General features: G+C 53.7%; 24 protein-coding genes and 1 tRNA gene. 16 read left to right on the top strand and 9 right to left on the bottom strand.

What is annotated here, in order from left to right; all coding sequences use genetic code 11:
• Positions 1 to 24: 24 nt before the first annotated feature.
• The 5 genes from E8D52_15840 to E8D52_15820 form a co-directional block, all read right to left on the bottom strand.
• Complete coding sequence (locus E8D52_15840) at positions 25 to 795, bottom strand: ABC transporter permease (protein TKB65863.1); 771 nt, start codon at positions 793 to 795, stop codon at positions 25 to 27.
• Entirely contained in the window at positions 792 to 1595 is an 804-nt protein-coding gene (locus E8D52_15835; GenBank protein ID TKB65862.1) for an ABC transporter ATP-binding protein, read from the bottom strand. The genes E8D52_15840 and E8D52_15835 overlap by 4 nt, the downstream gene beginning before the upstream one ends.
• A 1-nt stretch (position 1596) precedes the next feature.
• On the bottom strand, positions 1597 to 2565 hold the full coding sequence (locus tag E8D52_15830) for an ABC transporter substrate-binding protein (GenBank protein ID TKB65861.1): 969 nt from the start codon (positions 2563 to 2565) through the stop codon (positions 1597 to 1599).
• 85 nt (positions 2566 to 2650) lie between these two features.
• Positions 2651 to 4225, bottom strand: a complete 1575-nt coding sequence (locus tag E8D52_15825; GenBank protein ID TKB65860.1) for a porin — start codon at positions 4223 to 4225, stop codon at positions 2651 to 2653.
• A 164-nt stretch (positions 4226 to 4389) separates the two neighbouring features.
• Positions 4390 to 4560 carry a DUF2292 domain-containing protein gene (locus E8D52_15820; GenBank protein ID TKB65859.1) on the bottom strand — a complete coding sequence of 57 codons (171 nt, stop codon included), beginning with the start codon at positions 4558 to 4560 and terminating at the stop codon, positions 4390 to 4392.
• Positions 4561 to 4797: 237 nt separating this feature from the next.
• Between E8D52_15820 and E8D52_15815 the strand changes: the two genes are divergently transcribed.
• The 9 genes from E8D52_15815 (at position 4798) to E8D52_15775 (ending at position 15327) form a co-directional block, all read left to right on the top strand.
• The gene (locus E8D52_15815) at positions 4798 to 5976 is read left to right on the top strand and encodes a helix-turn-helix domain-containing protein (protein TKB65858.1); all 1179 of its coding nucleotides are present in this window, start codon (positions 4798 to 4800) and stop codon (positions 5974 to 5976) included.
• Positions 5977 to 6038: 62 nt separating this feature from the next.
• Positions 6039 to 7583 (top strand): hypothetical protein, encoded by a 1545-nt coding sequence (locus tag E8D52_15810; protein ID TKB65857.1) that lies wholly within the window; start codon positions 6039 to 6041, stop codon positions 7581 to 7583.
• 5 nt (positions 7584 to 7588) lie between these two features.
• Positions 7589 to 8350: a molybdate ABC transporter substrate-binding protein gene (gene modA, locus E8D52_15805; protein ID TKB65856.1), complete on the top strand. Its 762-nt coding sequence runs from the start codon at positions 7589 to 7591 to the stop codon at positions 8348 to 8350.
• A 24-nt stretch (positions 8351 to 8374) separates the two neighbouring features.
• Positions 8375 to 9049: a molybdate ABC transporter permease subunit gene (modB, locus tag E8D52_15800; protein TKB65855.1), complete on the top strand. Its 675-nt coding sequence runs from the start codon at positions 8375 to 8377 to the stop codon at positions 9047 to 9049.
• Positions 9046 to 10137, top strand: coding sequence for a molybdenum ABC transporter ATP-binding protein (gene modC, locus E8D52_15795; protein TKB65854.1), 1092 nt, complete (start codon positions 9046 to 9048; stop codon positions 10135 to 10137). The genes modB and modC overlap by 4 nt, the downstream gene beginning before the upstream one ends.
• Before the next feature lie 503 nt (positions 10138 to 10640).
• A complete protein-coding gene (lexA, locus tag E8D52_15790; GenBank protein ID TKB66362.1) occupies positions 10641 to 11189 on the top strand; it encodes a repressor LexA in 549 nt (182 codons plus the stop codon).
• Positions 11190 to 14153: 2964 nt separating this feature from the next.
• Positions 14154 to 14230 (top strand) — tRNA-Arg (locus E8D52_15785).
• Between the two features lie 316 nt (positions 14231 to 14546).
• On the top strand, positions 14547 to 14834 hold the full coding sequence (locus E8D52_15780; protein TKB65853.1) for an N-acetyltransferase: 288 nt from the start codon (positions 14547 to 14549) through the stop codon (positions 14832 to 14834).
• A gap of 268 nt (positions 14835 to 15102) precedes the next feature.
• Complete coding sequence (locus E8D52_15775) at positions 15103 to 15327, top strand: DUF2934 domain-containing protein (protein ID TKB65852.1); 225 nt, start codon at positions 15103 to 15105, stop codon at positions 15325 to 15327.
• A gap of 570 nt (positions 15328 to 15897) precedes the next feature.
• On the opposite strand, the gene E8D52_15770 is transcribed toward E8D52_15775, so the two are convergent.
• On the bottom strand, positions 15898 to 16323 hold the full coding sequence (locus E8D52_15770) for a hypothetical protein (protein ID TKB65851.1): 426 nt from the start codon (positions 16321 to 16323) through the stop codon (positions 15898 to 15900).
• A 45-nt stretch (positions 16324 to 16368) separates the two neighbouring features.
• On the bottom strand, positions 16369 to 16569 hold the full coding sequence (locus E8D52_15765; protein ID TKB65850.1) for a hypothetical protein: 201 nt from the start codon (positions 16567 to 16569) through the stop codon (positions 16369 to 16371).
• A gap of 946 nt (positions 16570 to 17515) precedes the next feature.
• Between E8D52_15765 and E8D52_15760 the strand changes: the two genes are divergently transcribed.
• The 7 genes from E8D52_15760 to E8D52_15730 all read left to right on the top strand — a co-directional run bounded on the left by E8D52_15760 (position 17516) and on the right by E8D52_15730 (position 22064).
• Positions 17516 to 17779 (top strand): hypothetical protein, encoded by a 264-nt coding sequence (locus E8D52_15760; GenBank protein ID TKB65849.1) that lies wholly within the window; start codon positions 17516 to 17518, stop codon positions 17777 to 17779.
• A gap of 225 nt (positions 17780 to 18004) precedes the next feature.
• On the top strand, positions 18005 to 18349 hold the full coding sequence (locus tag E8D52_15755; GenBank protein TKB65848.1) for a hypothetical protein: 345 nt from the start codon (positions 18005 to 18007) through the stop codon (positions 18347 to 18349).
• Positions 18350 to 18566: 217 nt separating this feature from the next.
• Positions 18567 to 18899 (top strand): hypothetical protein, encoded by a 333-nt coding sequence (locus tag E8D52_15750; GenBank protein TKB65847.1) that lies wholly within the window; start codon positions 18567 to 18569, stop codon positions 18897 to 18899.
• 294 nt (positions 18900 to 19193) lie between these two features.
• Entirely contained in the window at positions 19194 to 19553 is a 360-nt protein-coding gene (locus E8D52_15745; GenBank protein TKB66361.1) for a four-helix bundle copper-binding protein, read from the top strand.
• Positions 19554 to 19745: 192 nt separating this feature from the next.
• Positions 19746 to 21155 carry a hypothetical protein gene (locus E8D52_15740; protein ID TKB65846.1) on the top strand — a complete coding sequence of 470 codons (1410 nt, stop codon included), beginning with the start codon at positions 19746 to 19748 and terminating at the stop codon, positions 21153 to 21155.
• Positions 21156 to 21321: 166 nt separating this feature from the next.
• A complete protein-coding gene (locus E8D52_15735) occupies positions 21322 to 21576 on the top strand; it encodes an Lrp/AsnC family transcriptional regulator (GenBank protein TKB65845.1) in 255 nt (84 codons plus the stop codon).
• A complete protein-coding gene (locus E8D52_15730) occupies positions 21573 to 22064 on the top strand; it encodes a hypothetical protein (GenBank protein TKB65844.1) in 492 nt (163 codons plus the stop codon). Before E8D52_15735 ends, E8D52_15730 begins: the two co-directional genes overlap by 4 nt.
• Here E8D52_15730 and E8D52_15725 read toward each other — a convergent pair.
• Both E8D52_15725 and E8D52_15720 read right to left on the bottom strand, forming a co-directional pair.
• On the bottom strand, positions 22061 to 23473 hold the full coding sequence (locus E8D52_15725; protein ID TKB65843.1) for a sigma-54-dependent Fis family transcriptional regulator: 1413 nt from the start codon (positions 23471 to 23473) through the stop codon (positions 22061 to 22063). The two genes, E8D52_15730 and E8D52_15725, sit on opposite strands and share 4 nt — an antisense overlap.
• Entirely contained in the window at positions 23473 to 24645 is a 1173-nt protein-coding gene (locus E8D52_15720; GenBank protein TKB65842.1) for a hypothetical protein, read from the bottom strand. Before E8D52_15720 ends, E8D52_15725 begins: the two co-directional genes overlap by 1 nt.
• Positions 24646 to 24702: the final 57 nt, after the last annotated feature.

The following is a 24702-nucleotide window of genomic DNA, read 5'->3' as shown; positions in this document are numbered from 1 at the left end:
AACTGAAAATATCATCGGCTTTGCCTAGCGGCGCGCTGTCCCCCATCGACGATGGAGAAACCGTTCCACTGGAGCGAACAGCGTCTTGTCGACCGCCAGTCCAATCACGACGATGACCAGCATCACGCCGATCACCTGATCCATCGCATTCAGCTCTCGTCCATAATGCAACAGATGCCCGAGACCGAAACCGGTGAGAATCGTCACATAGATTTCCGCTGCCATCAGCGATCGCCAGGCAAAGGCCCATCCTTGTTTCATCCCGCTTAAAAGAAAGGGAAGAGCCGCCGGCAGGACCACATGGGTCCAAGTATGGAACCCGGATGATCCCATACTGCGGGCCGCGCGGGTATAGATCGGAGGAATCGTCCGCACACCGGTATCCGTGGCGATGATCAGGGACCACAACGTTCCCATCACCACCACAAAGAGCATGGCTGCTTCCGTTTGACCGAACCAGAGTAGCGCGAGCGGGACCCAGCACACGCTGGGAAGTGTTTGGAGCCCCAAGGCCAGGACCCCGATCGTGTCCTGACACCATCGCGAAGACGCGGTGAGAAGACCAAGCGGAAGCCCCACAACAATTCCCAGTCCATAGCCGATCAGGAGCCGCCGAACGGTCACAAGGGCGGCCTCCCAGAGGGTTCCATCTTCAACGGCAGATCCTAGGTATTCGAACACACTCCATGGAGATGGGAGCAGGAGTGGCGACCAAATCTTCGCGGCCACTATCAAATGCCATGCCACAACGAGCGCCACAAAAAACAGCAAGGCAGCCAGCCATCGTGCGATCATCCCGTCACCTCTGTCTGCACATACCCCTTGAGGACGCGAGTGATCTCCATCGAATAGCGGGCTAGATCCACGCTATTGATGTCGCGGGCTCGAGGGAGTGGAATGGAAAATTCTTCTCTGATTCGTCCAGGATTCGGTGAAAACAGAATGACTCGATCGCCGAGACACACGGCTTCTCGCACGTTATGCGTTACGAAGACAATGGTCTTACGATGCTGACTCCAAATACGTTGGATGTCACCGTAGAGCTGTTCGCGGGTTAAGGCATCCAGTGCGGCAAAGGGCTCATCCATCAAGAGGACACTGGGGTTCGGTGCCAGCGATCGAGCCAGCGCAACTCGCTGCTTCATGCCGCCGGACAGTTCATGAACATTGGAATGCATGAACCGCTTCAGGCCGACGAGCTCCAAAAAATACTCAGCCCTCTCGCGCCGTGCTGCTGAACTCAAGCCAGAAGTCAGCTTCAGACCGAACAAAACATTCCCCAAGACCGTCAACCATGGAAACAGAGCTGCTTCTTGGAACATCATGAGACGATGTGGCCCCGGTCCTGTAATGGCCTGTCCGTTTGCCTGAACCACACCGTGATCGGGTCGCTCAAGACCGGCAATCATATTCAGGAGTGTAGATTTTCCGCACCCGCTCGGGCCGACCAAACACACGAACTCGCCTTCGGCAATGCGAAGGGTCACATCGTCAAGCGCCTGAACATGCAGTGAACTGGTCCGAAACCACTTCGAGACATGTTCAAGTACGAGTTTCGTTGAAACAGCATCCGTAGAAGAAACCACGCTGGGCATGTCAGGGAAGCCTTTCGATGAGCCTGGCCAAGTCCGGTGTCGTGCGCATGAACCCCGCACGTTGCGCGTTGCTCACTAACTGTTGAAACTCATCAAGAGAAACGTCGGAACGCAGCGCGATACGTTTCCACGCCTGGGCCATCAACTCCGACGAGACCTTGGCCTGTGTTTCCACCGACAGCTCTTCCAGAACCATCTTTTTAGCCTCCTCGGGATGTGCAAGTATCCACTCAGTGAGCTCCCGGTGGGCCTGAACAAACTTTCGCACCAATTCTGACTTGGCTTTCACGAACTTCACCCCTGAAACGAGAACCGTGACGCTTTCCTGCGACTGTTCGAGCAACACCTGGCCTCCGGCTTCACGTTCAAGGCGAGACACCCAGGGCTCGACTGTCCAGACCGCATCGAGCTTTTTTTGTTGAAACAGTGAGATTTGATCGGGGTTCGGCGTCGGGACGATGAAGGCGTCTCCACCAGTCTGTGTGATCTTCAATCCACCATTGGCTAACCAGGCTCGGCAGGCAATATCTTGGGTGTTGCCGAGTTGCGGAGTCGCGATGGTTTTCCCACGGAAATCTGTAGGTTGTTTGAGGCCAGCATCCGGCTGCACCACTAATGCAGCGCCTCCCGCAGCAGCGCCAGCCATGATTCGAATCTCCTCTCCATTCGATTTCGTGTACGCATTCAATGCTGGATTCGGCCCCACATACGTCAGGTCAATCGAACCGGCTAAGATGGCCTCGATCGCACTCGGACCGGCATTATAGACATACCATTCAATCTTCACATCTTTTCCCAGCCGCTCCTCGAACCATCCATGTCCTGTACGTGTGAGATGATGAGCGACCAGACCTTGCACGTGCGTCACGTTTGGGAAATGGCCAATGCGAATTGTTTCACCGGCAACAGCAAGTTGCGCGGTGGCGAAGATTGCAAACACTCCAAGAATAACAAGATACGATCGTTTCATGATTCTCCTCACAATCGAAAGTTCTCGAGTTAGAACACTCAGGACTTCTCCATTTTGGCTTCTAATTCGTAGACTACGGTCTCCCTCAAAACGCAAGCTGTATCCGACTGAGGAAAACCCGTTCATCAGGGCGGTCTTGCACATTGGTTCCGGCTTCATTGATCGGAGCGGTCCCGATACCGGCGCCACCGTCAAATTTCGTTTCCGAGTAGTTGACTGCGGCTCTGACATTTTGATTCAGATACCAGTTCAGACCGACCGTCCAGGAACGGGCGGATTTTGGGCTTTCCGACAAATTGGCATACCCTCCGACAAATGACGCACCCGTAGGGTCTTTAAACGTGTCGTCATCGAGATGCATTTCGCTGTATCGCCCCACGAACTCCCAAGCTCCCCAACCATTGCCAAAATCAAAACTGTGCCTAGGTTTCACTCCTTGGAACGAGGCGTCTTCTCCGGTGAGGATATAAGACACCGTCACGTGCCAGGCTTGATGATGCAGCGTTTTACCAGTATTAGGCGTGACCACGGTGTTGGAACCAGGTCCACCTCCGGGAGGAGGACCACCGGTCGAGAGACTGACATCTTGCCTGACGATCGCGTATTCGCTCAGAAGGCCAAACGGTCCAATATAGTAGTAGGCTTGTGGAGAAATGCGTATGCGGTCTCCGTCAGCAACGGTCGCTCCGCTATACCGAAAGAAGACGTTCTGGCCATCCGTGAGATAGTTAGGCAAGCCGTTTCTTGTCGCGTCAGCTGAAGTCGTATCGGTAAAATTGAGGTTCCGTTCACCACGTACGCTTGTGTAGGTTGCCGCTATACCTAGACCGAGCCCTCGCAATACAGACTCACGATTCCGGAATGGTGTGAGGAATACCCTGCCGGTAAATTCCTTGCGCCCACTGAACTGCGGACCTGTACTGATGTTCCCACCATCCGTCACCCCATTCATCAGACCGAATGCGTAATTGACTGTGTTGTCAAGAATATCGCCATGCACGGCGATGCCCAAATCCCGATTTGGCAGAATGGCATTCGAGACATAGCTCCTTTCCATCAGCTTGATGTCACTCGCGCTCTGCAAACGCTCCAACGAAACAAAGCTTTTGAATTTGCCGACGCGAATTTTAAAGGCTGGATCAAGTCGGGCATCCAGGTACGCATCGAAGATGGACACCGTGCCGCCGGCGAAATCCGTCATGAAGCGAAAGTCATATTTCCCTAGCAATGTCCCTTCGATCGTCGGCCTGGCGCGGCGTAGACTCCATGAGTTATTGGCGTCATGGAACCCCTCTTCGTTGAGATTTCCGGCACGTTGATCCGTACGATTGCGGATATCGTTGGCGCCTTCAAAAAACAGCCGGTGATCAACTTGGACAATACCGTGGAACTTGATACTGTTCGCACTATCGGCAGACTCGACTGAAAGTCCGGAACTGCCGACCTTCGCAATCGGGACTGCTTTTTTTGCGGCTTCTGCAACTTCTTGGTCCAGTTCCCGCTTCCTCTTCAGAATACGTACCTCCTGATCCAACTCCTCAAAGCGCTGTTCGAGCGACTTCTCGGGTGATCCCACCTCTTGTGCCGTAGCCAACCCTATGAATCCGAGAGAAATGCCCGCCAATATCGCCACTCTCCCGAACAACCATGACATCCTCATCTAAGAATCTCCTTTTCATGAGGGGCATCTCCGGTTGTCCGGTCAATCCACCGATTAGAGTATTCAATGCTCCAGCGTCGGCTTCCAGTTGTGTGGATGGCCGATCTGCCGCGCGACCTCTCTTTCTATAAACAGTGTCGATTAGTCATGTTGGATCATCATGATTAAGGATGATTAAACCGCGTCTTCTCTTTCCGTTCGATCTGCACCACTTTGGAGTCGTGGACGATAATTTCGACAGACCCAAACCGAATCCCTTTCAATGCGAGCAGGATCGCCTGCTCGACTGTCTGATCTGAGTATGGGAACGGTGCCTCTTGAGTTTCTCTGGACATAACCTTTAACTCTTTCCTATTTGAGCAATCTGATTAATCTTTATCATTCCGATCGTGATTGAATAACTATTCTATATCTAAACTAATGTTTATTTGTCAACAATATAAACTTTAAGATTTCTAATATATAATTCAAATAACATACTACTTTTACGGATAATTTATTTTCAATCCAAACGCATAAGAATAAGTACATTACTATTGACACATGACAAGTATTATTGCTATTCATCAGACATGCGGACTCGGAGCAGTCAACCTGAATATACTGCGCAGTTCTCCAATCGTCTTAAATCCTGCCGAATGGAGAAAGGCTTTTCTCAAAGCGAACTCGCAACCCGAGCGGGCGTCACCCGGCAGGCCGTGTCGGCCATCGAATCGAATCTGTACTTGCCGACAACTGCCGTTGCCCTCCGGTTGGCTTCGGTACTAGATTGTCGCGTTGAAGACCTATTCAGCCTTGTCCCATCGGAAGAGTTTATTGAAGGCACTCTGATCGGTCATCTCCCCCAAACAGAGAGAACCCAACCGATTCGAGTCAAGGTTTCAACCGTTGGAAAGCGAACGGTCGTGCGGCCCGTCACCGACTTAGGCGAGCAATTCTCCTTTGCCGTTCCTGCCGATGGTTATGTCGACGAGACGTCCAGCAAGCGGTCCGGCGACACCATCCGTGTGAAGCTCTCCCGTAATCGAGAAGCGATCCAACAGGAAATCTCCGTGGCCGGATGTGATCCGGCGATTTTTTTAGCCGGTGAACATTTACGGCGACAAAAAGACCAGACGACCGTCGTGGGCTGGACCATGGGAAGCACGGCAGCACTCCACGCCTTACAGCGTGGTGATGTGCATGTGGCGGGACTACATCTCCTCGACCCCGTCAGCGGAGAATCGAATGTGCCGTTTCTCAGACGCTCACTAAAGGGATCCGGCTATGAGGTGGTGACGTTCGCCACATGGGAGGAAGGATTCCTCGTTCGCCCGGGCAATCCAAAATCTATTCGCACGGCCACGGATCTTGCGGAACCAATGGTGATACTGATCAATCGAGAAGAAGGCTCTGGAGCAAGACTGCTACTTGATCAACGGTTGCGAGCATCCGGAGTAGAGCCGACGCAAGTCCAAGGCTATGACCGTACTGTATCGACGCATTTCGAAGTAGCTCGGGCGATAGCGGAACGCCAAGTAGATGTCGGAATCGGGATTCGATCCGCTGCGCAATATTTCGAGTTAGATTTTGTGCCACTGCAAGCAGCGCGCTACGACCTGGTCGTGCCGAAAGCGTATCTCAAGTCCCATCCAACATTGACACATCTGTTTGAAACACTGGTCAGCCGTCCATTCAGGAACGAGATTGAAGCGCTTGGCGGATACGACACCAGCGAAACCGGAAAGATCCATGCATTGCGTGTCGCATGATCACGTCTCACCAGGTTTGAAACACACATTCATACATAACAACCGGAACAAGAGGGAAGTGTATGCAGAAGAGATTGTTATGGCTGGTCTTCCTCAGTATGCCGCTCATTCTGATGGGAATGGATGCGGCGAAAGCCGTCGAATATGGCGAACTCGTTGAGAAAGATGGGAAATGGCAATTCAAAGAGACGGAAGACCCCGTGCTGAAACTCATTCACGACAAGCATCTGATCACCGACGAAGACTATTTCAAAAGCACGGATCGCACCGGGAAAAATTGGATCGAACCAGCAGATGCCGTGCTCAATCAACGAAAAGAAATCGATTGGCTTCATTATGAAAAGTCCCTGCTCCGTCTGCCGGACTGGCTGGATCTCGGGTTCGAAAATCGGACCCGTTTTGAGTCGACGGACCACCCCTGGCGGACCAATCAAGTCATCGGGAATGGCCGAACGGACGCGCAAGTGGCCATGCGGTCGCGCGTTCGGATCGGCCTAGGCGGCGACGGCCCGTTGCGACTTTTGTTCGAGGGGCAAGATTCGCGTTCCTTTATGGATAAAGACCCTGGAGATTTTCGTGATACCACCACGGTCAATGAATTCGATGTCTTACAATTAGTCGGGTCTTTAACCGTGAACAACGTCTTCGGCACCGGGCTTCGCACCGATATTCACTTCGGCCGCATGACTATGGATTTCGGCCGACGTCGCCTGATTGCGCGGAATGACTTCCGTAACACCACCAATTCCTTCGACGGATTCCATTGGCAAATTGCGCAGGACAAGACGTGGAGGATCCGGGCATTTGCAACACAACCGGTCGTGCGGGACGACGTGAGGCTGGATCAGCAATATCACAACCTCTTGTTTTGGGGAACCTATCTGGAGAGCCGGCATTTCCCCTGGTTCCAGGTTGACGCCTATTATTTCAACCTGAATGATCAGCGAGTGCCGAACGGGACCACTCATCGTACCTACTCGACTGCGGGAGGACGCCTGTATAAGGACCCCAAACCGGGAGAGCCGGACTATGAGATTGAGACTTCCTGGCAAACTGGCCATCGTGGCATCACCGATCACTTCGCCCATTTTCAGCACCTCGATCTCGGCTATACGTTCAATCTTCCCTGGACACCACGATTGGTTATCCATTACGACTATGCCAGCGGTGATCACAAACCGGGCGACAGCCAGAATGAAGGATTCGACACCTTATTCGGCGCTCGCCGATTTGAGTTTGGGCCGACCGGCATCTGGGGGCCATTTTCCAGAACGAATCTCCAGTCACCGGGGTGGCGATTGATCGTCACACCCGCCCCCAACCTGATCCTGCAAGTGAAGCATCGCGTCTCCTATCTTGCGCAGAGCAAAGACTTCTTCGGCAATACCGGCTTACAGGATACGACCGGAAATGCCGGCACCTCCTTAGGACACGATGTGGAGCTTCGCGCCCAATGGGCGGTCACCTCCAACCTCGATTTTGACTTCGGGTATGTCCATTGGTTTAAAGGCTCGTACTTTAATAACCCCGCCATCCTTGCTCAAATGCCCAGTGGTGGAAACAAGGATAGTGATTATTTTTACGCGGCGATTCGAGTCCGGATCTAGAAAGGATGAGCATGAAACAGAGACTACTCACATGGTGCTTGTGCCTTTCCTTGAGTATGGCGGTGACACCGGCTTTCGCCGAGCAAGCGTTAGTAGCCGTCGCGGCCAACTTTGTGCCACCGTTCCGCGAAATCGCGATTGAGTTTGAACACGCAACTGGCCATCAGCTTCAGGTGGTGGGAGGGTCGTCCGGCAATTTCTATTCACAAATCAAGAACGGCGCACCCTTTGACGTGTTTTTCTCTGCCGATATGGAACGCCCCAAGCTCTTGGAAGATGAGGGATTGGGCGTCAAGGATTCCCGCTTCACCTATGCCATCGGCCGTCTGGTGCTGTGGAGTCCGAACGAGAGCCTGATCAAAGGTGAGGAGCCGCTACGGTCGAAACAATACAAGCTGCTGGCCATGGCCAATCCCAAAACCGCACCATACGGCGTGGCGGCAATGCAAGCTCTGCAAAGGCTAGAACTCTGGGACAGCGTACAGCCTCACATTGTCATGGGGGAGAGTCTCGGTCAGACGATGGGGTTCATCGAATCCGGCAATGCGCAGTTGGGGTTTGTCGCGTTGTCACAGGTGCTGAACCCGAAGATTAAGGGAAAAGGCAGTCGCTGGGATGTTCCCACCAATCTACACGAACCGATCAAACAGGATATGATTTTATTGACGAAAGGTAAGGACAATCCCGCAGCAAAAGCTCTCATAGAGTTCATTGGTGGTCCGCAAGCCAAGAGAATCATTGAACGCTATGGGTATGAACTGAAGTAGCGGGATAACCCGGAGAACGCGCACATGGGAGCCTTGACGGACCTGGATCTGAGCGCACTGTGGGTCAGCATGCGGCTAGCCACGACGACCGTGATCGTCCTGCTGATCGTGGGCACGCCGTTGGCGTGGTGGCTGGCCCACACCCGATCCCGATTGAGACCGATCATCGAAGCCGCAGTCGCGCTCCCCATTGTCCTGCCTCCTACCGTCCTGGGATTCTACATTCTCGTCGCGCTGGGTCCTCATGGACCATTAGGCCGTTTTGCCAATTTTTCACTCGCGTTCACATTCACCGGGTTGGTGATCGCCTCGGTCTTTTATTCGATGCCGTTTGTGATACAGCCATTGCAAAGTGCCTTTGAAGCGGTGGGCAAGGCTCCGTTGGAAGCGGCCTGGTCGCTTCGCGCTTCGAAGTTGGATGCTTTTCTGACGGTGGTCTCTCCGATCGCTCTACGGGGATATATCAGCGCCATCGTGCTCGGCTTTGCCCATACGATGGGAGAGTTCGGGGTCGTCCTCATGGTTGGAGGATCGATCCCGGGGCAGACGCGCGTCCTCTCCACGACGATCTTCGAGCATGTGGAAGTTATGGAATACGCCCAAGCCCATGCCATTTCTGCCTTCATGTTGGCGTTTTCGTTTCTTGTGTTGTTGGCCGTGTATATCACAAATCGCCGATTTCCTATTCATGTGTCATGAGTCGTTTACTCGTACGATTAGATCTGCGATTTCCGGCCTTTCACCTGGATGTCGAATTGGATGTTCCCATGTCGGGTATCACCGCCATCTTCGGACCGTCGGGGTCGGGAAAGACCACCCTCTTGAGATGCCTCGCCGGACTCGAACGGGCACCCCATGGCTTCATGCAGTTCGGCGAAGAGGTGTGGCAGGACGAATGCCTCGGGCGCTACCTGCCGCTCTACAAACGTCCGATCGGGTATGTCTTCCAAGAGCCACGCTTGTTTCCTCATTACGACGTACGCGCGAATCTTCTGTACGGCTACAAGCGAATCCCGGTTGCAGCACGTCGCATCGCAATCGAGCAGGTCATTGATATTTTGGGAATCAGCCATCTTCTTGAACGCCGCATTCACAAACTATCCGGCGGTGAGCAACAGCGGGTCGCGATCGGTCGTGCGCTGCTGACCAGTCCAAAATTGCTATTGCTGGATGAACCACTCGCCTCCCTCGATCTTCAGCGCAAGCAAGAACTCCTTCCGTTCATCCGTCACCTTCATGAGGAGTTGGCCATCCCGGTGATCTATGTCAGCCATGCGATCAGTGAAATCCTCCAACTTGCGGACCGGGTCGTCCTGTTAAAGGATGGCGACCTCATAGGCACCGGCGCGCTCAATGAGGTACTCACCTCTCTGAACTTTCGGGGGAGCTTCGGAACACACCGCGTGGGGGCGGTTCTGGATGCCCGCGTGTCCGGTCATGACCCGGAGTACGGCCTCACTCAGTTGGCATTCATAGGACAATCTCTGTTTGTTCCTCTACAATCCGCTACCATCGGGCAGGCTGTGCGCGTCCATATCCTCTCTAGTGATGTCAGCCTCGTCGTCGGTCGAACCGATTCCCCAACCAGTGTGTTGAATATTCTCGAAGCAACGATCGTTGAAGTCCGAGAGTTGAATCAGACGTCGGTGGACGTCTTGTTGGACATTGGATCACCACTCATCGCGAACATCACCAGAAAATCGCTCGCGACCTTGGGACTGAAGCCAGGGCAACGGGTATTCGCCCATGTCAAAGCGGTGGCAATGAACGAAGAGTTGGTGGAATAGTGACTTGGACACGGACAAGAAACCTCTGGGTCCCTCTGTTAGGACATTCGCAGCTCTCGTCATAATGATCATCTGCATTGAGTGAATGGCGCTGTTCATTGACAGTGACGTGCAGACTTGCCTTCGAAACGGGCTCGGTGCATCTCATTCCACGCCGATAAACCATCTTCCACTTCAAGCTGATCAGGTCTCCCCAGTTTCTGTGGATAAACCTGTGCGCGACTCTCCTCGCGATGTGTGAACCTGAGAAATACGCCTTGCAAAACATCTTTGCCTATTTTTTAAGCATTGTATGCTGGCGATAGCTATGGCCCTATATCTTGTAGACTTTGATCCATTTGCAAGAAAAAATATGAAGGAACTCGCTGATTCAATGCTCCAACCGTGTTTGTCCTCTCCCAGCTGATCAATCCTTTTCCAGTAAAAAAGTTATACACAGGAGTTTCACACATATCCTGAGTATCCACTTGACAGGCGAGTATAGGAATGTTACCAATGGCTACATCATGAAATCACAAGATCTCAAACATATTCGAGAAGAACTAGGCCTTACGCAGCAACAACTAGCCGAGGCCCTACACACGACTCGGGTGTCTGTAGCGCGTTATGAGGCCGGCATGCGACGGATTCCCGGTGTCGTCTCAGTCGTACTGAATCAGTTACGACGTAAGACAACCGTTCCAATGGCCGGTTTGGTTGCAGCCGGCTCCCCAATCGAGCCAGTGCCGCAATCGGAACTCGTGGACATCCCTCCGAGTATGTTGTGGAGTGGAGAGACGTTCGCCTTAAAGGTCAAGGGAGAATCGATGAAAGACGACGGCATTTTACCCGGCGACCTTGTGGTGGTACACAAACAAGGCACGGCCAAAAACGGACAGACCGTCGTCGCCTTGGTCAATGGCGAGGCTACGATCAAGACGTATATCAAGAAGGATGCCCACATTGAACTTCGCCCGGCCAACGAGATGATGCAGCCGATCATGGTCAGGCCATCGGATGAATTTCAGATCGAAGGAATTGTCATTGGTGTCATCCGACATTGTACCGTCTAGCCAATTGAAGGGAGGAAACGATGCTCGCGACAGAGTCACACGCTCTCACAAAAGATCAGTTGATGGATTTGGAAAGAACGGTGGCAGCACTGGATAACCGGTTGCAGAGCATCCAGCGGGGCTTGCACCGAAGCACTGCAGGCTCGCTTGTGGAGCGTTTTCGAAGCTTACTGCCCTCCAAACAGGGAAGCCAGTTCATGTCAGCAGTCTGCAATCGACATATACGTTCGAATACAAAGCTGGCGAGCCATGACAGTCCAAGAGTCTAGCGCACCATCAGTGCGGACAGGTCCCTGTTCTGATTGCGGCATAGTCGTCGAACGGCTGATGAAATCGATCGACGGCTTTACGCGCTCCACAGTTCAACGCTGCCCAGCTTGCTGGAATGCCCACCGCCAACGACAAGTCTTCGCCGGCGGATGCTGCGGGTAGGAAATCGCTCCCAAAAGGGTCGTCCCTCCGCTTCCGATCTGCCCACCAGTGCGTTACAATTGTGGTACGCCCCCGTAAGCGCAGTTAGATAAACCAGCGGTTTCCTAAGCCTCTCAGATACTCGCACATACGTCCTTATCAAACAGCGCTTTCGCAGGGAACATTTCCTCCTTGTGCGAAATGAAGGTGACTCTCTCATGCCAGGAGAAGAGGCACCGCACAGTTCAAGGAGAAAATGCGAGACAGAGGCCGAAACCGGCATGCTGGAGAAATTCACGCAGCAGGAGTGCCAGTCTTACTGGCGCGAGCAGTGCGTCTCGTAATGACTAGCCGGTCGGTTACAGCCAGTGGCGACCAGATACCTGCGGACACAGTGGGATGCCGGACAGGGAGACATCGCCAGAAAAGCCTCTTAGTACCTGTTCATCGGTTCGATCCGATGGAGGGAGCATTGGCTAGTCCATCTCTTCGCCACCTTCAAGGCACACTTCACATTGGTCCAATTCCACGGTGCCATGCGAGCTGCAGAAATACCGGCGGCACCGGCTACACGTCATAAAGGTCATCCTGACTCGATCTTGGGCTTCGCATCGATCACACTGGCCAGCGCTGCGGGCTTTGGGCATTACTTTGTCTCCATGATACGTCGTATGAGTTCTTGGGATGTCAGTCCACGATGTGGCGATTATTGCAGGACGTAGTCCGCGTCCGCTACACGGGTAGTTGTACACTGATAACACATCGAAGTTCGTCGCTCCAACTCAAAACAGACATGCGATGGTCTTGCGAATCACAATCGCAACAGCATTGTCGTGAATCGTCACTAATCTTGCTGTCGGCTGATGAAGAGTTGACGAGAATGAAGGTCGTTTTCAAATTTCTATCTCTAGTCCGAACGGGTGAGCCGACTGGGACTCGAACCCATGGCCCTCGCCTGACAAGTATGAATTGGAGGGAGTAGGTCAGTGCTCCCATTGCGGTTGCACCGAGCCCTTCAGATTTTTCCCTTTGATGCTGGAAAAGTCGACTGCTACTTTATACGGCTGCTGACCACCTCGATTCACTCCAACGACCACGAGTCACGTCAGAACATCAGCAGGTCTCCCCTACTTGTCCCCATGTGCGGTCACTGAGAACACACATACAGCTTGTTCAAGATCCATCGAGCAGCATACAGAGGCCACCCTGATAAGAATTCACATCCTGAATCTCTAGAAAGTAGGGATGCACAGAGCAAGGGTTGCCCCCTCTTTCCACCGACCGGACCAAATTTGGGTAGAGAGGATTTTACTGATTGCTCAAACTCTGCTATACCAGACATACACAATCACAATTTTTGAAATCGAAGGGGGGTGGAGTACTCATGGCAACGAAGAAAGCAGCAGCGAAGAAGCCTGTAAAGAAGGCAGCGGCCAAGAAGAAGAAGTAGCCGCACCGTGAGGAGGCGTCGGCCACGTCGCCTCCTCACCATGCCCGCGTCCTTGATTTTCCTCTGCCCTACACCACATCACACAAGTAGTTATCCGTCGAACACTTCCCCGGCAACGCTTCCAACTGACTCGACCACCCGAGAGCACCCACGTTATTGAGGAGAGCTCCCCTCACTAATTGGCCCTCCATCGGGATGAAATCAGCGAAGATGTCCAGATGCGACCAATTACGCCGACGCAGGACACCTCATGAGATGAAGGATACGGCAACAGAGGATGAAACGATCGGCAGGCTGAAATCACGATAAGGAAGACGCAGCGCAGCAAAAAAAAAGGGAGGTGATGGCCACATCACCTCCCTTTTTTCCTTAGCGCCGGGAGAGACTCCATAGCGGAAAGAAAGCAGCACACGGATACTAGCATGAACCTTCCCTTGAAAAAAGAATAAAGATATCCATGTAATCAATAGCTTGAGAAATTTTATTTGAAAAATCTACAGGGAAGGGTCATGTGACCTTCCCTCTGCAACCTAGCAGACTGCTGAAAAACTCAGCTTCTGCTTCGCGCACCGTTGCACGGTGACAGAATAAACTGTGGTCTGCGACATCTCAGAATGCTCAAAAAGGCCGCCAGCAAGGCTGTAGCGAGCGAAGGGGTGAGGCAGGGAACACCACTGGAGGACTTTTTCAGCATTCTGCTAGAGCATTGGCTTGGAAATTCACCTTTGTTGAGATTGGCCCCATAGAAAAGGGGCCATGACGAAGAAACGGCACAGAGAGGAACAAGTTTTTAAGGATACCCAGGCGGGCATGGGTCCTCTAAGAGCGCTATCGCAAGCACGGCATCTCAGATGCCACCATACTATGAGGGTGGGAGAATGAGGCGATCAGGAAGTGTAACCCACGACAAACCCGATCAGTCCGAGGTCTGATTCTATGGACACACATATTTGACAGGATCTCATAGGCTCTTAGGTTCTCGCAGATAATGACCGGACGGGGTTATTACCCACACGGCTGAAAGAGGCCTCCTAGGGAATCGTTCCCCAAAAGGTTGTCACACCCCTTCCAATCTTTCCGTCAGTACGCTACAGTTCTGTTATGCCCCCGTAGCTCAGTTGGATAGAGCAACGGTTTCCTAAACCGTGGGTCGTACGTTCAATTCGTATCGGGGGCACCAATTTTTCAATAAGTTAGCTCGTTCCATCCTTAAACCTCCCCTGAGCCTACGGCGCACGACTCGGTTAGCTGATGCCTTCAGCAAGAAGCTGGAGAATCAAGCGCATACCGTGACGATCGACGTTATGTACTATAACTTTTCGAAGGTTCATCAGCCCTTGCGAGTAACGCCAGCCATGGAAGCTGACGTATCCGCTTGTGTGTGGAATTTGGAAGAAGTTTTTGGGCTACTCAATTGAAGGGGACCCACAACCGATGATGCCGGCTGGCCCGTCAAACAATGTTATAAATCATTCCTCACCAGGAGTTGGAACGCCATGACTGCCAACAATCCCGTCACATATAATGTGGCCGAAAAGCGCTATGAAATGCCGTTCGACCACCAGATAGTGTACGCCAATGTCCGCAAGGATACGAACACTCTGTATATCGACTACGTGTTCGCGCCGCCGGAGTTGCGTGGTAAGGGTGCGGCCGGGCAGTTTATGATGAAACTCATGGATGTTGTGCGCACAGAACAACTGAAGGTGGTTCCCATCTGCGGCTATGCTGCCAGTTGGCTTCAGCGGCATAGCGACTATCACGATCTGGTTTCCTCTGATTAGTACCAGTCATCGTCCTTCTTGAACGGGCCGATCGGCAGGGCGCGATCTAAATGGGCCTTACCAACAATCCCTTCAACCCCATCAACCGCATCGTCCTCGGCAATCAGGCGAATCCAATCACATACTGCAATCCTGACAGGCCGTTTCAACCATTGCGTGAAGTGAATCCATCGCAGGCTGCAACGGTCTGGCCTTGACATCTCCCCGGGTATGGCCTAGCTTTGCCATCATCAATCTGATTCATGATGGATGATATGAGAAGGGACTCGTGAAATCGAAGAAGCCCATCAATCTGAAGACCCCGACCAAACCAAAGACAACGCGCCAAAGACCTGCCCGTCGAACGACACTAGAGGCTCCCCCTCCTTCTGTGTCAGCAACACTCTATGAACGCATCGCCAAACGTGCCTTCGAGAACTACGAACGGCGCATCCGTCAAGGTCCACTTGATGACTGGCTTCAGGCGGAGCAGGAAATCCTCGGACCACAGTAAACACGCAATGCTGCCCTGCCAGATTGTGGTGGGTCCGCCAGTGAGGAGCAAGACCGACACATCATTGCCAGGCCTTCTGACAACGTCCCGCTGATTAATATCACCATTCAGTCCAGCCCTTCTACACTGGACCACCCTGCGAGATCCCCATGTCCTTCTCGTTTCGTTCTTATCATGGGTTCCCTCTGTAATACGCTGTGACGAACAACGCCGGCACAGGCGTCAAACGACCGCTTTCGACCAAGGCCGTGTGAAAACGGGAAAGGAATTGGCGTCAAAGAAAATTGACCTCTCAGAATGACCTGTATTCGATTATTTCGAGCCTGGTAATGGTCTGATGACCCCTGAAATCATGCAAAATCGAACTGCATAAGAGTTTTCACACGGCCTCGACCCAAAGCAGAAGTACACGGCGTCAGTTGCCCTCATCTGATCGAATAGTCCGTTATCCCGGCTTCTCCCCAATCCGCTGCCGCTGCCGGTCTCAATGTCTTCAGTGACATCCGGAATTGTGTGGGGCGTTGATGGGGCAGGCATGGGCGGAGATTCTCGCAGACCTGAGTGTACGGGTTACGATAGGCCTTGTTCGATCAACCCATTCTCGATCGTGACGCCCATTCGTTCTATCAGCCGAGTGAGTAAGGTGAAATGGGCACGTGAGTCAGTCGCAACGGCCAGCTGTTCAGCCGTCGCCAGTTGTATGGTATACACCAGTGAGGCGGAGGTTTTCAGGAGGGCAAGGCCATAGTCGAAGAGATCCGCGTCTCTGCCGATGAGCCGTCGCCGGCTGAGTTGACGGATACCGGCCACCGAAAAGGGAGTCGTCTCGAACGAAACATCCTTCAGACGAACCACCAAGGGCTGCTCGGCAGGGCCATCGTTGTGACGCCCAGTGATGTCTGTGTCCTCGAACAGGCCGCGTTGGAATCGGCGATTCTCCACCAGTGCGCAATGAAAGAGCCCACGCCACGTTGAATCTGTGAGATCACGATCCACGGCGATACAGGTGTCCGGCTTGAGCGGTCCGCTGACGTTGTACCCCTACACCAGTCGCTTGCTTGCCAGGAGGTCGGGGAAGGCATCTCCCATACGGTCGGGAAAGGCCATTGTCCCGCAGAAAAGACTGATTTGTATGGCCATATAGTCCCGGAAATGCACCTGCTGATACCGCTCCAGCAGCCGCTGCAAGGTGCGCTCGTGGCACAGATGGAACGGATAAAATAGGACGCCGGATCGTGTCATGCCAGTGAGTCAGCATAGCTGCTCTGCAACCGTATCGGCAAGCTGTCGTCCCAGGGGCAATGGAACGGAAGCGGTTCTATTGCGCCACAGCGATTCTAACCGTTTTAAAGTACTGCGCTGACGATCCCTGGAGACAACACGTACGTTGCGTAGCGGGAGCATGCTCAGTGACTGACTGACAGCCCGTGGGCACGTTGGCATGCTTCATGACTGTTGGGTGGGTTCAGCATGTCCCGCGCCGTTCGTTCCTGATCACCATTGAGCATATGGCGGTGTATCGCACCGTCCGTTCCATGGCCCCTCGTAGGAAGGACTCCTGTATGCTGAGGTGAACATGAGCGCGGCAGGATCACAGGTTGATGTGGCAGGCACGACGCCGATGCGATTCAGCGCTGAGGCTGACATCTGAGAGGCACGGTTCCAGGTCTGCTCAATAGGAGGAAGGCGTGTGGCGGGATATGACAACTTCCGTTCTATTGGCCCAGTTATAGCGAACGTTCATGCGACAGGGCTGAGAACCACTTTGCGGCGGCGCAATCTCGGCGCCGAACGTCCGCTTCTGGCTGGTACTTGCCCGATGCCTGACAGGCGAATCCCGACCCAAAGCAGTCGTACCCGACTGACCGCTACCAGAAGAGGGGCTTACGCCGATCCGCATAAGAACCCGTGATAAATAGTTCCACCGTCGCAACTCATTGAACCGACAACGAGCATGGCGTATTCTTCACGAACAAGGATGGCGTTTTATATGGACAGAAAATGCCTACAGACTTTACGATGTTCGTGTTTATTCCTTTCGCTTCTACCATCTTGAGCTATACTTCTCCCTATGGCTCCGTTTCAAGGCAAGACAAGCAGACCTTCAACACTAGAAACTGTTCTCCGTCTTCAGGGCTTTTTCGGTCACCGTTTGCAACCTCTTGGCGTCTCTCCTATCCAGGCAGGAATGTTGCTCTATCTTGACCGGCATCCTCAGTGCCTGGTGGTTGAAATCGCTTCGGCGCTCTGCATTCAGAACCTCTCAGCGGTCAAGACCGTTCAAACGTTCCAGAGAAATGGATGGATACGCAAACCACAGGTCAATGCGAATAGGAAGATCGTCAAGCTACAGCTCAGTGAAAAAGGCACAGCCCTCGCTCAGAAGATCAAAGAAAACATCGAAGTCACTGACAAACTCTTCGCCCTAGCCAACAGCCGCAAGGCGGCGTAAGTGTGTTTCAACATTTCCATCACATAGCACAACTGGGTCCGCTAGACTCTCGCCCCGTTGAACTACGCGCAAGCCTCTCCCCCTTTTCCTGATATCGCAAACCGAATAGGCGTAGCCTTCTTCGAAAATTCAACGCTGGAGCAAAGCCACACGCCTCTTTGCTACTCGCCAGAGCCTTGACACCTCCCCATGGTCGGCCTAGCTTGGCGACACAATGGAGGTGCGATGATGGTAGATGACACGAATAAGCAAGCCGTAGTAGTGACAGACATCCGTATGCCATTCTTCTCGATGGTCATTTTCATGGTGAAGTGGGCCATCGCTGCAATTCCGGCCTTGTGTATTCTTATCGTATTCGGAGTCCTCACATGGGGAATGCTCGGTGGGCTCCTCCTTTCCTTGACCATCGGCAAACACACAGACTCAGTTCGCACCTTGGGTATCGAAACACCAGCTTCCGCACTAGCTTCTACAGAGCCCCAATTACCCACAACCGCTGAATCTGTCTACTTTCAAAAACTCATCGTGGCAGGAATCAGGGACAAGCCCGGGCTAGCTGGTGGCAAGTAGTGGAAGATCATGGCCCCGCATACCCTTACTCCATTCGCTTCTCGAGTCCCTTCTCGGTTCAATACCCTGCCTCCTATTTCCTCTGGAATGCTCAACGGCGTCCCTATCCTGTGGAACCTTTCGCTGACCGGCTGGCGTGTGTCCGGGAACTTCCCCATAGCCAAACTATTAGAAACCTGCATTGACAGCACCCCAAGCAAGGCGTAGCATCCTAGGAATGGCACGGATTTCTGTCTTTTTGGCAGTCCTGCTCGTCGTCCTCACCTTCAACGCCTATGCCTGTGTCCTGCCGTTGCCACAAACAGGTGCGATGGACTGCTCCTCAGGGACAGAGGAGCCCGTACGCGGAACATGCGATGCGTTTCTCGACATAGGCCCGCAATCACAGTTTGTATCTCACTCCGCCGCCAATACGTTCCATCTGGAATGCGCGTTGCCCGTTCATCTTCTTCCTGATACGTTCGTTCCGCTTGTTCGAATCACTAACCCACCACGTAACGCCAATACACCCATCCATCTTTCGATCCACACAACAATCCTGAGGATTTGATACCCCCTCTCCGTTTTGCATTTGTCTCTAGGCTAGCAAGCAACGCTTGACAGTTTCTTTTCTCTAGATCCACGCGATCAACCTGGACCAGAGAGCACACAAGGGGGACGTATGTCAGATATCAGCAGAAGAATATTTGTGGCCACCGGTGCATCGCTACTCACTACGGGTGTGTCGTTGATGATGTCGCGAGGGGTAGAGGCTGCCGCACACGATGCGGGCCATGGTCCGATGCGAGAGCCTCAGGCACTCCCGGACTCTTCGCTTCTCCACAGGTCAGGCGAAGCGACCACCATGGACGGCCACCGCATGAGCGAGGAGATGCGACGCTGTATTCAGCTCTGCCAAGACTGCCATGTAACCTGCATCCACATGATCGATCATTGTTTAAAACTTGGAGGTCGGCATGCAGCCCCTGACCATATCCGGTTATTGATGGACTGTGCACAGCTCTGCACGACGACCGCCGATTTCATGGCGCGGGAGTCTTTGCTGCACGACCGCACGTGCAGCCTCTGTTCTGAGATCTGTCGGCTCTGCGCGAAGAGCTGCGAACAGGTAGGAGGAGACGATCAGATGGTCAAGCAATGCGCCGAGTTGTGCCGTCGCTGCGCCGGATCTTGTGAACATATGGCATCGAAAGGGGCAGCGTAGCACGTCGAATCACGGAATAACTTGATACGGAAAGTACACACCCGGCCGCCATTCTTGGCGGCCGGTCCATGCAGAGTGGTTCAATTCGATCTTCCCTGGACGCAGCCCTGGCCATTACGGCATATCCCCCGTCAAAATGTGCTGTTTTCTTGTCAGGTTCTCCCCCCTCAGTTAGACTTTTTTCACACAACCATGGCACGAGCACGCGCAGTAGAACATCAGCGGCCTCGATCAAAAACCGATCCGATCGAAGAGGCCACACTCGGAATCGCCAAGCTTCAGGAAGTATTGGCAGCGATCAATGACCTCAGTCAAGAAGGCTTTCCGTATCGTGATGCTGCGCAAAGCAAAGCCGAGCTGCAGTTTCGCGAGTGCTTGCGTCACGCGTTCGGCGAGCGATCCCAGGAGTTTCAAACCTATCTCAACTTCAAACTTCGTACGGCGAATAAGGCCGAGGTGGCCCAGAGCCTTGCTGTCATTAAGGGCCTCATACACACCTTGGAGGACCGGAAGCTGGACCTTCAGGGACTCAAGCCTCCACCAAAACCAGAGCCATCACCCGAGGCAAGCGTCAGCAATACAGCTCGTATGGTGCTGGTCCCAGCTACACCCCAGCCCACTGTGACGGAACCGACACCCTCGCCGATGACTGTCGCTGTGGCCATGACAACACATGTGGAACCGTCGATTGCTCCTCTGCTCCCCACACCTCAATCACAGCCGCCCATACCTGAGCCTCTGATCATCGTGCCGGCACCGACCCCGATTCCAACATCGACCGTGACTCCGACTCCTACGCCATCTCCAACACCGTCGCTGACACCCATGCCTGTCATACCCCAGCCACCTCCTCTCTCCGTCGCCGTCGCCACCCCCATCCCTTCCCCTCCTCCTGCACCCGCAGCTCAGTCCACGCCATCAGCGATTGAGAGACCAATAGAAGTCGTGCCATCGCCCATAGCCGCTCCGATCGTTTCCTCAACGCCAACACAACCACACATTCCTCCCCCACCCCCTATGTCGAATAATCCATCGATGCCCCCAGAGTTGTCGCTAAGTCTGATCCATGCTCCGCAAGATACTCCGGCAGGCAAACAGGCAATCGGCTTGAGTATCGCTCATGTGATCGAGTCCACACTGGACCAAGATCCACTCAATCTCATCAGAAAAGTCTGCCTTCGCTTCCACTCCGTAGCCCGCCAGCTCCGACTTCGGAAAGACTATCGTCCGACACTTGAGGTCGATGACGATCATGACCTACAGGACCTCTTGTGCGCATTATTGAAGGTGGAATTTGACGAAGTCGCGACCGATGAATGGACGCCACCCTACACAGGAGGCGCGCCAAGAACGACGCTCCTGGTCAATCGAGATCAGATCGCAATCGTGGCAAAAAAGACCGGACCAGGAGTGACCACGAAGGAACTTGCCGATCAGGTCGCAGCGGACTCCGCCTATTATCGAGCGCAAGGGCGATGCACAACCGTATTTTGCTTTATGTACGATCCGGAAGGCCGCATCGGGAGTCCGAAACGGCTGGAAACCACCCTAACAAGCGTGAGCGAGCACTGCCGGATCGAAGTGCTGGTTGCGCCAAAGTGAGACCATGATGAAATCAAACTTAAAGAGGATTCCTTCTATCGCACCATCATCCAAGGCCATGAAAGTCAAGCCCGGGTTGACAGGGCAGAATGACTTTGCTATAAGGCAACCCACTTCCGGGGACATTCCGTATACCATTCATGGTCCAGCTCCGGGAGATCAAGGGATGTCTGATCGGGCGTACGTGCTCATCAATGTTCTCCCTGGACAAACAGCTGCTGTCGTTAACGCGCTGGGGGAAATTAAAGAGATCAAAACGATTGATCCCTGTTGGGGCAAGCCGGACATCATCGCAATAGCTGACATAGTGGACCAAGATGCGTTGACCCAACTGGTCTTGAGTCGCATACATCGTATCGAAGGAGTGACACAGACCGATACTCACCTCGTATACCGGCTGAAGGAGGCCAGAACAAAATGATCCGAAAGGACAGTCTCGCCATCGTCGCTCTTACCGTTTTTGCCTTTGGTTGTTCCAGCGTTCCTCCACAACCCCCATTACCATCAGAAGTCGTTGAAGTCACATTGCCGGCATCGGCAGACCGAGTGAAAGCGGCTGTGACTAAAGTGTTGGCAGACGACAACTACAATGTGGATTGGAAGGATGGAACGCAGCTTCAGACAGGCTACAGAGACGAGCAGCCCAGTATCTGGGATTGGCTCGTGAGAGGACGGTTTGGTGTGGTCAGAAGCCGTGCCCAAGCGGCTGTGACGGCGGAAACTGACCAGAGCTCTCGTCTCCGGCTACAAGTCTCGTCGGAAGGCAAGCAAACGATGTTCGATGGATGGGTTCCCACCCAACCTCAAGGTCCTCAAAGTGCTGAAAATAAGGTCCGTTTGATTAAGAACGAGTTGAAGATCGTACAGACCACGTACACGACCGAGACCTTTTACGGATCGAAGCCTTAGACAGGCTCTTTTTCCGCGCCTTCAGTCTCTTCTCCAAGATCCAGGCCGAAACGCTCTGCCATACGGTAGAGCGTTCGCCTATCGATGCCAAGGATCTTTGCCGCTTTCACCTTATTTCCCTTCGTTTCCTTGAGCACACGAATCAAATGCCGCTTTTCCACTTCTTCTAAGGTCAGAGACACCTCATCAAGCTGATCGACTTGTGAGAGTCGTGCATCAGCGTCATTGGTTGCATGCTGGCGAATCACCTCAGGTAAGTCTTCAGGCGTCAGGAGAGGCCCGTGGCTTAACGATACGGCGCGTTCAATCGCATTTTCAAGTTCTCGAACGTTGCCTGGCCATCGATATTGAGTCAAGAGCGCCATCGTTTCCGGCAGGACTCCTCGCACCGCGTGCTGCGTCCCTGCCGCGCACTTTTGTAAAAAGTGATGCACCAGCATCGGAATGTCTTCCCGCCGGTCGACCAATGACGGCAACGTGATCGGAACGACTTTCAACCGGTAGAAAAGGTCGTCCCGAAACTTTCCCTCCTTCACCAGCTGCTCAAGATCTCGATTCGTTGCCGCGATGATCCGGACATCCACTCTGGTGGATGTGGTGCTCCCGACTCGGCGGACCTCCTGATCCTGCATGACCCGTAACAACTTCACTTGTAACGCCTGTCCGAGCTCACCGATCTCGTCGAGAAATAGCGTCCCTCCAGTGGCTGATTCAAAGAGCCCGATCTTGGTCCCGATTGCCCCCGTGAAGGACCCTTTTTCATGTCCAAACATTTCCGACTCCAGCAAGGTATCGGGCAACGCACCGCAATTGACTGGGATGAATGGCTTATCCCGGCGGGGGCCGTTCGTATGAATAGCCCGAGCAATGAGCTCTTTGCCGGTTCCGCTTTCCCCCTGGAGCAGGACCGTGCTTTTACTCTCCGCCACGCGCGCGACCAACTTATACACTTCCAACATGGCCGTGCTACTCCCGACTAACGGAGACCACGCGTCCTTGCTCTTCAACTCCTCTCGGAACCGCGCATTCTCTTGGAGCAATCGACAGTGATCCAACCCCCGTTTGACTACCAGTTTGATGTCCTCTTTCTTGAACGGCTTCGCCAAATAATCGTACGCCCCTTGCTTGATCGCTTCGATCGCGCCCTCCAGAGAGCCGAATGCGGTCAGCACCACCACGGCCGTGTTCGGACTCACTCGTTTGAACTCCCGCAAGACCGTGAGCCCATCCACCGCACCCATGCGGATGTCCGTCAGCACCAAATCGACCCGTCCCTGGCGTCCACGCGCAATGACCGCTTCTCCACTCGCGAACGCCTCGACGTGATACCCTTCCTTTCTGAGGGCTTCCGCCAACAGCTCACGTGCAACCGCATCGTCGTCGGCCACCAAAATCGTCGCTGGTTGCATCACGCCTCCTCTTTCCTATGAATAGGTTCTCTTCGCATCGCTGGCAAGGTCATTGTCACAGTCGTGCCACGCCCAATCTCACTCGACAGCGTCAAGCTACCACCATGAGCCACGACCGATTCGCGGCTCAAGAATAGCCCCAAGCCGGTCCCCCTACCAACCGCCTTCGTTGTAAAAAACGGTTCAAAGGCTTTTTGTGCGTCTTCCTCCGGCATACCACACCCTGTGTCCTGCACCTCGATCGAAATCACTACCGACGACATACCCTCTGCGACCAGCCGACCGCGGTCCAGTTCAGCTGACGATGCCTCGCGACTTCCTGCCATGACGGTGACTTTTCCCTGGGCGGGGGTTGCGGCAAGCGCATTGGCCAAGACATTCACCAAGACTTGATGGATTTTCCCCTTGTCCGCCCACACCAGCGGAAGGGCCTTTGGAATGTCTACTGTCAACGTGATCCCTTTCTCATGGAAGGCCGGTTCCATCAGGACCGCCGAGGGGCCAACCACGTCCTCCACAGGAAGCCAGTGCGACTCAGGCTGGCGCGGCCTGGTAGAAGACAATAAATCCTGAATGATTCGAACGACCCGCGTGAGCTGATCATCGATGATGGTCACCCGCTTCCTCATCTCCGGCGTCACACCAGGCTCCTCGGCCAGAGCCTGGACATGCCATGCGATTGAGTGAAGCGGCGTGCCCACCTCGTGCGCCACGGAGGCCACAAGCTGTCCCACCGCAGCCAACCGTTCCGACCGATTCAGCTGATCTTTCGCCTGGACCAGTTGCGTGTTGGCTTTGAGCAAATTCTCGGTTTCTCGGGCCAGCGCCGCCCTCGCCGCCTCCTCTCGTCCCTTCCGCTCTTCCCAGCTCACACCCAAGTACGCCACCGACAGCAGAATGCCAACAACGACACTCCGATTGATGACCGCGGCTTGAAACCGGCCAGGCTTCGTCGGTTGGAGGAGCCCTGAATAGGTCGCCATGACACAGGCCAGCACCGTCACCAACATGATCATTCGATTCCGAAGAGTGGTCACCAACAAGATCGGCAACACATACCCATACGCACCGACAACGTTGGCCGGGGCGAATTCTTCAATGATGAAGATGATAAGAAAGCAGGCAGCCGCGATGGCCAGCACGAGGCGGTCACGATGCGTCATGGCAATCATCGATTCGCTCCGTCTGGCCGAGAATCATCGCCGCTGAATCGAGAACGTATGGAATTC

The organism is Nitrospira sp. (genome assembly GCA_005116745.1).
Classification (GTDB): Bacteria; Nitrospirota; Nitrospiria; order Nitrospirales; family Nitrospiraceae; genus Nitrospira_D.
This window is presented reverse-complemented; position numbering and strand designations above follow the sequence as displayed.

Coding starts and splice junctions, on each gene's coding strand:
- E8D52_15835 (TKB65862.1), bottom strand. CDS start 1,595: ATGCCCAGCGTGGTTTCTTCTACGGATGCTGTTTCAACGAAACTCGTA.
- E8D52_15780 (TKB65853.1), top strand. CDS start 14,547: ATGACTGCCAACAATCCCGTCACATATAATGTGGCCGAAAAGCGCTAT.
- E8D52_15720 (TKB65842.1), bottom strand. CDS start 24,645: ATGATTGCCATGACGCATCGTGACCGCCTCGTGCTGGCCATCGCGGCT.
- modA (TKB65856.1), top strand. CDS start 7,589: ATGAGCATGAAACAGAGACTACTCACATGGTGCTTGTGCCTTTCCTTG.
- E8D52_15750 (TKB65847.1), top strand. CDS start 18,567: ATGGCACGGATTTCTGTCTTTTTGGCAGTCCTGCTCGTCGTCCTCACC.
- E8D52_15725 (TKB65843.1), bottom strand. CDS start 23,473: ATGCAACCAGCGACGATTTTGGTGGCCGACGACGATGCGGTTGCACGT.
- E8D52_15755 (TKB65848.1), top strand. CDS start 18,005: ATGATGGTAGATGACACGAATAAGCAAGCCGTAGTAGTGACAGACATC.
- E8D52_15825 (TKB65860.1), bottom strand. CDS start 4,225: ATGAGGATGTCATGGTTGTTCGGGAGAGTGGCGATATTGGCGGGCATT.
- E8D52_15740 (TKB65846.1), top strand. CDS start 19,746: ATGGCACGAGCACGCGCAGTAGAACATCAGCGGCCTCGATCAAAAACC.
- E8D52_15730 (TKB65844.1), top strand. CDS start 21,573: ATGATCCGAAAGGACAGTCTCGCCATCGTCGCTCTTACCGTTTTTGCC.
- E8D52_15765 (TKB65850.1), bottom strand. CDS start 16,569: ATGACACGATCCGGCGTCCTATTTTATCCGTTCCATCTGTGCCACGAG.
- E8D52_15760 (TKB65849.1), top strand. CDS start 17,516: ATGTTGCTCTATCTTGACCGGCATCCTCAGTGCCTGGTGGTTGAAATC.
- E8D52_15815 (TKB65858.1), top strand. CDS start 4,798: ATGCGGACTCGGAGCAGTCAACCTGAATATACTGCGCAGTTCTCCAAT.
- modB (TKB65855.1), top strand. CDS start 8,375: ATGGGAGCCTTGACGGACCTGGATCTGAGCGCACTGTGGGTCAGCATG.
- E8D52_15735 (TKB65845.1), top strand. CDS start 21,322: ATGTCTGATCGGGCGTACGTGCTCATCAATGTTCTCCCTGGACAAACA.
- E8D52_15820 (TKB65859.1), bottom strand. CDS start 4,560: ATGTCCAGAGAAACTCAAGAGGCACCGTTCCCATACTCAGATCAGACA.
- modC (TKB65854.1), top strand. CDS start 9,046: ATGAGTCGTTTACTCGTACGATTAGATCTGCGATTTCCGGCCTTTCAC.
- E8D52_15745 (TKB66361.1), top strand. CDS start 19,194: ATGGACGGCCACCGCATGAGCGAGGAGATGCGACGCTGTATTCAGCTC.
- E8D52_15810 (TKB65857.1), top strand. CDS start 6,039: ATGCAGAAGAGATTGTTATGGCTGGTCTTCCTCAGTATGCCGCTCATT.
- E8D52_15830 (TKB65861.1), bottom strand. CDS start 2,565: ATGAAACGATCGTATCTTGTTATTCTTGGAGTGTTTGCAATCTTCGCC.
- E8D52_15840 (TKB65863.1), bottom strand. CDS start 795: ATGATCGCACGATGGCTGGCTGCCTTGCTGTTTTTTGTGGCGCTCGTT.